Raw genomic sequence first — 7,428 nt, forward strand, 5'->3', positions numbered from 1 at the left:
AATTCATGCCAGGGCGATGTCGCCTTGGACTGCGGCGGCGAGGTCGCTCTCGGTCCAGGGAGCGGTGAGTTCGCCGACAAGGCGGCCACGGAACATGACCAGAAGGCGTGAGCAGCCGGAGAATTCGCTCTCGTCAGAGGAAACAATCAGTCCTGCGCGGTCGTTACCCCGCACGGCGTTGGTGACGGATGCAACGATCGATCCTTTGGCTGCGACGTCCACACCTGCGGTGGGATTGACGAGGATGAGCACTTTCGGGTCTGAGGCGAAGGTGCGTGCCAACGCAACTTTTTGTTGGTTGCCACCGCTGAGTTCGATCGTTGCCTGGGATCCGGAGCGTGCCTTGATCTCCCATTTCCTCGCGAGATCTCCGTACACTTCCCGTCGGCGTGCCCCGTCAATGAGCCGGACGGAGTTGCGGAGCCGGCCGAGGATGGTCAGGGTCGCGTTTTCTTCGTTGGCCATCTCAGGGATGAATCCGGCGTCGTGCCGGTCCCCGGGAAGGTACCCGATTCCTGAATTGATGGCTCTCCCTACATCGCCCGTCGGTACTGTGCGACCATCAACGTCGACAGTGCCCGAGGTCGCCGGCAGGAGGCCTGCAAGGGCGTCTGCGGCTTGGAAAATTCCGGATCCGTCGAGCCCGACGAGGCCGACGCATTCTCCTGGCCGTATGGTGACGTTGAAGTCTTTGACGATGTCCCCCACGTCCAGGTTGGTGACCGTGAAGATTGGCTGAGCGCCGAAGGCGGAGGGGTCCGCCGGGGTTCCGCTGGTCTCGGCGGCCGCGTCAACGGCCCCGCCGACCATGGCCTCTACGATGTCGCGGACGCTTAGGCCTTCCAGGCTCTTGGTATGGACCACCCGACCATCACGCAGGACGGTAACCGAATCGCATACTTCGAAGATTTCCTCGAGGTAGTGGGATACGTAGACCACGGTGATGCCGCGATCGCGCATGTCCCCGATGCGTTCGAACAGCGTCCGGGTGGCGTCACCGTCAAGGCCGGCCGTCGGCTCATCCAGGAGGAGGATCCTGGCCCCGCTGCTGACCGCGCGACAGATCTCGACGATCTTGCGGTGAAGCGGGTCCAGTTCGATGACGGGCATGTCACTGACCTCGGAGATACCCCATTCCTCAAGGAGCCTGACGGCCTTCTCACGCATGGCGCGCCAGTTGACGAGTCCTAGTTTTCCTTTGGGGTAGGCCCCGAGGGAGATGTTCTCGGCGGCTGTTAGCTCCGGAACGAGAGTGCTGTGCTGGTAGACGCACGCTACGTTGTCCTGTACACCTGCCGTTTCCGGACTTCCGGGGAAGGTGATGTCTCCGTCATCGGGGGTGAGCAGGCCAGTGATCATCGAGATCAGTGTGGATTTTCCTGCGCCGTTTCGACCAAGGAGCGCCCGGGCTTCGCCGCGGTTGATGGTGAGCGAGACGTCGTCCAGGGCCAGCGTGGTCCCGAAACGTTTGGTAATGCCCTGGATTTCAAGGGCGGGCTGGGTGTTGATGCTCATTGGTTGGCCCAGAGCGTCTTGTCGTCGGCGTTGGCTTTGGTGACCACGGGCGAAGGCAACGAGTCTGCCAGCTGTCCTGCGGAGTTCTTCGTGATCGTGCTGCCGTGATCGGTCGGACCTTCGGAGAAGGTCTTACCCGTAGCTGCCTCGTTGGCGTACTGGATGCTGTACTTGGCGTAGTCGTTCAACGGCTGCGCGATAGTGGCGTCCTGGTAGCCGTCACGAATGAGTTTGAGTGCATCCGACGTTCCGTCGATTCCGACCAAGGCCACGTGCCCTGGGGTGCCGACCGGCTGCCACTTGTTCAAGTCCTGGAGAACCTTCTGGATGCCGGGGACGAAGAAGTCACTGGCCATGAAGATCCCGTCAATGCTGGAGGAACTGAGCAGGGTCTGGGCAGCGTTTGTGGCTTTATCCATCTCCCAGTTCGTGGGCTTCTGGACCACGGTCATGTTGGGGAATTCGGACTTGAGGCAGTCGGCGAAACCCTGGCTGCGCTCACGACCGTTAGTAGAGCTCAGATCGCCTTGCAGGTCAAGAACGGTTCCCTTGCCGGAAAGGGCCTTGCCGATCTGCTCGCAGGCTTGCTTGCCCATAGCCAGGTTGTCAGCGCGGACGATCATTGCGACGTTGCCGCTCTCGGGTGCCTGGTCCACCGTAATGACGGGGACCTTTTGGTTGTTGGCCTTTTGGATGGCCGGAACGATGGCCTTGGCGTCCACAGGGTTAATGATGAGTGACTTCGGGCTCTTGGCCAAGGTCGTTTGAATGTCGGTGACCTGCTTGGCAGGGTCAGCGTTGGCATTGGTGGGGGGAAGCAGGTTGACACCCTGCTTCGTTGCTTCGTTCTGTGTTGCCTTGGTCAGGGCGATCTGGAACGGATCAGTCAGCTTGGAACCGGCGTATCCGATGGTGGCTCCACCGGCGCTGCTGCCGTTGGAGGGCGTGGTGGATGCGCATGCGGTGAAGCTCAGGGTTGCGGCGAGACCCAAGGCCGTTGCGATACCCATACGGGTGATGGTGTTTGGAGAGGTCACTTTCTTTTCCTTTGCTATGGCGGGCGACGGTGCCCGCACTACGGGTGTGAGGATAAGGACGGTGCTGAGGGCTCAGCTTGGGCGGATGAGGTACTTCACAGCGGACGGGGAGGAACGCATGTTGGTGAAGGCCTCGGCAGCGCCGCTGAGGTCAACGATCCCGCTGATGAGCGGTGCTACGTCGACAACCCCCCTGGCCAGCAGATCAATGGCCATGGCGAATTCTTCTACGTAGATGAAACTGCCGCGGATATCGATTTCCTTGAACAGAAGGTCAGCGGCTTGGTATGTCGGTGGGTTCCGTGCAAAGCCCGTCACGGTCAGCCGACCATGCGGGCGCAGGACGCCAACAGCCGTGGCAGTCACTTGGGCGACCCCTGTGCACTCGAATGCAAAGGCGGGAGCCGTCACCGGGTCCGCGAAGTAGTCCACGGGATTGGTCTGGATCGGGTCCAACACCTCCGTGGCACCAACTTCCAGAGCCTTGGCACGCCGTTCGGGGGAGGTCTCCACTACCGTCACCTGGGAAAGTCCGGCGGCTCGAAGAAGCATCGTGACCAACAGCCCAATCGGACCGGCACCGAAAACAACTGCGGTGTCACCCAGGCTTGCTTCCGAGCGGCGAACGGTGCGCAACGCCACTGCAAGCGGCTCCACCCAGGCCCCCATTTCCAAGGACACCGAGTCAGGCAGGCGATGGACCATCCGCGCCGGAACGGCAACCCGGCTCGCCAACCCGCCGTTTTGGGCCAAACCAACCACGTTGTCCCAGATGGAAGCGCACATGGTCACCTCCCCCGCGGTACAGAACGTGCAGGTACCGCACCAGCCACCGTTCGGGTTCACGCAGACCCGGTCCCCCACGGACCAACCCTTGACTCCCGGTCCAATCCCGGAAACGACGCCGGAGAACTCGTGGCCCATGACCGTCCCGGGGTGAAAGTCAGGTTCTCCTGCGTGGAGGTCACTTCCACAGATCCCGCAGAAGGCAACGTCAAGCATCAACTGCCCGGGCTGTAGTTCGGGTTCGGCAACATCGATGAACTGTTCGCCGTCGGCTTCGAAGACGATCGCTTTCATGCGTTCTCCTTCGTCACAGCGTGGGTGTTGTTTTCATCCAGGCCGCTGGTCCAGGTGCGCTCCTCAACAGAAGGACGGAGTTCCAGGAGCTCCTGAAGGAGTTGCTCATCGATTTCGGTCTCAATGGCATTAACTGCTGAACGGAGGTGGGAGATCTTGCCGGTGCCGATGAGTGTCGTGGCGCAGCCGGAGCGCTGGATCGCGTACTGGTTGGCGATGAACGCGATGTCGGCGCCGCGGCTTGCCGCGTGGGCGACCATCTTGGCCGCAGCGTCCCTGACAGGCCCGGTGGCGGGATGTCCGCTGCCGATGCTGGATCCGTGGGGGGTCAACAGTCCCAAGGCCACGGCGGCAGCATTGATGAGACCAACTCCCTGCTCGGCTGCGATCGGAGCCAGTTCACGCTCAAGGGTGTCATCCAGCAACGTCGCATGGGAGTACGTAAGGAGAACATCGAGCTGGGTTTCCTGCATGGCGCGGGCCATCGTTGCCGCCGGGTAGCCCGTCATGCCGATGTACCGGCACTTGCCTTCGTCGCGAAGCTTGACCAGCTCGGCATACGAATCTTCAAAGAGGGGACCCAACGGCACGAATTCAATGTCGTGCAACTGCAGGATATCGACGTAGTCCGTCCGCAGAAGCTGGAGGCTGTTCTCCACGCTTCGACGCAGCCGGGCCGGCGAGAAATCGAAGTCATCAACCCCGTATCGTCCGGCTTTGGTACCCAGGACAACTTCGGATCGCCGACCGACCAGCGCCTTGCCCAGACGCTCTTCAGCACTGTCATAGTACGGCGAGGTGTCAATGAAGTTGATGCCGAGGTCAATGGCATCGTGGACTACTTTGAGGGCGTCTGTTTCAGTCAGCGGGCCAAAGAGCTCGCCCAGCGGCCCCGTCCCGAAGGCCAGCGGCGAAACCATCAGATCAGTATTGCCAAGTTGGCTATGTTTCATCGTTCAACTTCCTTGTCAACGAGCGGCGAACGCGCTTCCCGAATCAGATTCTTAGGAGCGCTCCAAACCATTGACCAGAATCCTTGCACCAAATGCCTCAGATTGTCCATAGGTGCTGACAAATTCCCTGCCAAAAACCCCGAGTGTTGTGAGTACATCTCCTAGAATCCTCGGAGGAATCGGGAAGATCCTTTCATCATCAATGCACCCATTGACAGGACAAATCTCGGGTTCTACTCTGATCTGGAGCGCTCCAAGTAGGGCAGAATGGACGGCTGAGACAACTTCGTTTCGGACCGCGGTGGATTTCAAGGGAGAAAAACATGACACAGGACATTGGCGTCGCCGTTATCGGTGCAGGCATGGCGGGTAAGGCCCACGCCGCCGCTTACCGCACGGCATCCGCCCTCTACAGCCCCGTGCTGCCCCAGGTACGCCTCGTCTCGATCGGCGATGTCAACGCTGAGTTCGGCTCCCTGGCAGCCCGCCGTTTCGGGTACGAGCGCAACGACACCTCGTGGCAGGCGATCGCCGAGGCCGACGACATCGACGTGGTCAGCGTGGTGATCGCCAACTCGCTGCACCGCGAAGTGGTGGAGGGATTGTTGGCGGCCGGCAAGCACGTGCTGTGTGAGAAGCCGCTGAGCGACACCCTGGAGGACGCCCGCGCCATGGCCGACGCCGCACGAGCCGCCGAGGCCCGTGGCAACCTGGCCCGCATCGGGTTCACGTTCCGCCGCACCCCCGGCATCGCCTACATCCGTGAACTGATCCAGAACGGCGTACTGGGCAACGTGCTGCACTTCAGCGGCCGGTACTGGACCGACTACGGCTTCAGCCCCTCCGCTCCCATGAGCTGGCGCTACAAGGGCGGACCCGGCTCCGGTGCGCTGGCCGACGTCGGAAGCCACCTCACCTACGTCTCCGAATTCCTGTGCGGCGACATCCAGTCTGTCAGCGGTGGCCGCCTGGCTACCGCGATCGACAAGCGCCCCCTGCCGCTGGCCGCCGTGATGGGCCACGACCACGTTGCCGTCAGCGACACCTTCGAGGCCGTGGAAAACGACGACTACGCGGCCTTCAACGCCGAGTTCGCCAACGGTGCCGGGAGCTTCGAAGTGTCCCGGGTTGCTGCCGGGCACGCCAACAGCCTGCAGTTCGAGGTGTTCTGCGAAAACGGCGGAGCCAAGTTCGACCAGCGCCGCCCCAACGAAATCCAGCTCTTCCTCAACGACGACTCCGGTATCCAGAACGGGTACCGCCAAGTCATCCTCGGACCGGGCCACCCCTACATCGCCGGCGGCCTCGCCATGGACGCCCCCGAGGTGGGCTTCGGCCAGAACGACGCCTTCGGATACCAGGCCCGCGCCTTCCTCGAAGAGATCGCCGGCCTGTCCGAAGCAGAATCGCTGCCCCGCTGCGCCACGTTCGACGAGGGCGTCCGCAACATGGAACTCCTCGGTGCCGTCACCGAATCCGCCCTGAACAACGGAAAGAAGATCACGCTATGAAACTCGGCGTCTACAACGCGATCCTGCACGACCGCCCGCTTCCCGAAGCCCTGAAGGTCATCGCCGATCTTGGCCTGACCGGCATCGAGATCAACACCGGCGGGTTCCTTCCTGCCGTTCATGTGCCCACGTTCGACCAGATTCTCGAAAGTGATGCTGCCCGCGATGACTACCTCGGGATCTTCGAAGGCACCGGGGTGTCCATCGCCGGCCTGAACTGCAACGGCAACCCCCTGCACCCGCGCCGGGAAATCGGCGAGAAGCACGCCGAGGACATCCGCCGCTCCATCCGCCTGGCGCAACGTCTTGGCCAGGACCGGGTAGTGACCATGTCCGGGCTGCCCGGCGGCGAACCCGGCGCCACCGTGGTGAACTGGGTGGTCAACGCCTGGAACTCCGCCGCGCTGGACGTCCTGGATTACCAGTGGGGCGTGGCCGCGGAGTTCTGGAAGGAAACCGACCGCCTCGCAGCAGACCACGGCGTCAAGGTCGCGTTGGAACTGCACCCGCAGAACATCGTGTTCAACACCGCCGACGTGCACAAGCTCATTGAACTCACCGGAGCCACCCACGTGGGCGTTGAACTGGACGCCTCCCACCTGTTCTGGCAGCAAATGGACCCCGTGGCCGTGATCCGCGAACTCGGCCCGCTGGTGTTCCAGGCCGCCGCAAAGGACGTCCGCGTCAACACGGACAACGCAGCACTCTACGGCGTGCTCGACAACAGCTTCCGCAGGCTCTCCCCGGAAGAGAACCGCACCAACCTGGGCGGTGACGAGTGGGCCAACGAATGGCCCAAGAACTCCGCCTGGGACTTCCTGGCCCTGGGCCGCGGCCACGACACCGCCTACTGGACCGAGTTCCTCCGCGCCCTCCACGAAGTAGACCCCAACATGCTGGTCAACATCGAACACGAAGACACCTCGCTGGGACGCATCGAAGGACTCCAGGTCGCCGCGAAGGTCCTCCGCGACGCCGACGCGGCCCTCGAAGCATCCCTGAACATCCCCGCATAGGAAATGGTGGGGTGCTCCGCGACGAGACCACCACCACTCCCCGCCAACTCATGTGAAGGCCGACCGCCAACACCTCCGCAAGTCCAGCCCGCCTACCAGGCACCTGCCTGCTCGTCAGAGCCGACGTGCAGGCACTTCAACCCTCCGATTCGGGCCAAGCCTGAGCCGACCAATCCGCTCGCCTCAAGCACCACCCTTCCGCATCACACCGGAGTTCCACCTTAGAAAGGTTTGCGATTGTCGTGACCCACGAGCTTCTTACTATTGGGCGCATCAGCGTCGATATCTACCCGAATGATGTTGGTGTGGGTTTGGA

At 62.2% G+C, this 7,428-nt stretch carries 6 protein-coding genes; 2 read left to right on the forward strand and 4 right to left on the reverse strand.

Annotation, left to right across the window (positions count from 1 at the left end):
• Positions 1–3: 3 nt before the first annotated feature.
• The 4 genes from ACIPY3_RS21480 to ACIPY3_RS21495 all read right to left on the reverse strand — a co-directional run bounded on the left by ACIPY3_RS21480 (position 4) and on the right by ACIPY3_RS21495 (position 4,585).
• A complete protein-coding gene (locus tag ACIPY3_RS21480; RefSeq protein WP_400337265.1) occupies positions 4–1,515 on the reverse strand; it encodes a sugar ABC transporter ATP-binding protein in 1,512 nt (503 codons plus the stop codon).
• Complete coding sequence (locus ACIPY3_RS21485) at positions 1,512–2,552, reverse strand: sugar ABC transporter substrate-binding protein (protein WP_400337267.1); 1,041 nt, start codon at positions 2,550–2,552, stop codon at positions 1,512–1,514. Before ACIPY3_RS21485 ends, ACIPY3_RS21480 begins: the two co-directional genes overlap by 4 nt.
• A gap of 72 nt (positions 2,553–2,624) precedes the next feature.
• Positions 2,625–3,632, reverse strand: a complete 1,008-nt coding sequence (locus ACIPY3_RS21490; RefSeq protein ID WP_400337268.1) for an alcohol dehydrogenase catalytic domain-containing protein — start codon at positions 3,630–3,632, stop codon at positions 2,625–2,627.
• A complete protein-coding gene (locus ACIPY3_RS21495; RefSeq protein ID WP_400337270.1) occupies positions 3,629–4,585 on the reverse strand; it encodes an aldo/keto reductase in 957 nt (318 codons plus the stop codon). Before ACIPY3_RS21495 ends, ACIPY3_RS21490 begins: the two co-directional genes overlap by 4 nt.
• A gap of 323 nt (positions 4,586–4,908) precedes the next feature.
• Here ACIPY3_RS21495 and ACIPY3_RS21500 point away from each other — a divergent pair, with 323 nt between their 5' ends.
• Positions 4,909–6,096: a Gfo/Idh/MocA family protein gene (locus ACIPY3_RS21500; RefSeq protein WP_400337272.1), complete on the forward strand. Its 1,188-nt coding sequence runs from the start codon at positions 4,909–4,911 to the stop codon at positions 6,094–6,096.
• Positions 6,093–7,112 (forward strand): sugar phosphate isomerase/epimerase family protein, encoded by a 1,020-nt coding sequence (locus ACIPY3_RS21505; protein WP_400337274.1) that lies wholly within the window; start codon positions 6,093–6,095, stop codon positions 7,110–7,112. Before ACIPY3_RS21500 ends, ACIPY3_RS21505 begins: the two co-directional genes overlap by 4 nt.
• Positions 7,113–7,428 lie beyond the last annotated feature (316 nt).

Origin of the sequence: Paenarthrobacter sp. NPDC089714, from assembly GCF_044748905.1 — a bacterium.
Taxonomy (GTDB): domain Bacteria; phylum Actinomycetota; class Actinomycetes; order Actinomycetales; family Micrococcaceae; genus Arthrobacter.

Excerpts from the sequence above, each read along its gene's own strand:
- ACIPY3_RS21480 (WP_400337265.1), bottom strand. The coding sequence starts at position 1,515 with ATGAGCATCAACACCCAGCCCGCCCTTGAAATCCAGGGCATTACCAAA.
- ACIPY3_RS21490 (WP_400337268.1), bottom strand. The coding sequence starts at position 3,632 with ATGAAAGCGATCGTCTTCGAAGCCGACGGCGAACAGTTCATCGATGTT.
- ACIPY3_RS21495 (WP_400337270.1), bottom strand. The coding sequence starts at position 4,585 with ATGAAACATAGCCAACTTGGCAATACTGATCTGATGGTTTCGCCGCTG.
- ACIPY3_RS21500 (WP_400337272.1), top strand. The coding sequence starts at position 4,909 with ATGACACAGGACATTGGCGTCGCCGTTATCGGTGCAGGCATGGCGGGT.
- ACIPY3_RS21505 (WP_400337274.1), top strand. The coding sequence starts at position 6,093 with ATGAAACTCGGCGTCTACAACGCGATCCTGCACGACCGCCCGCTTCCC.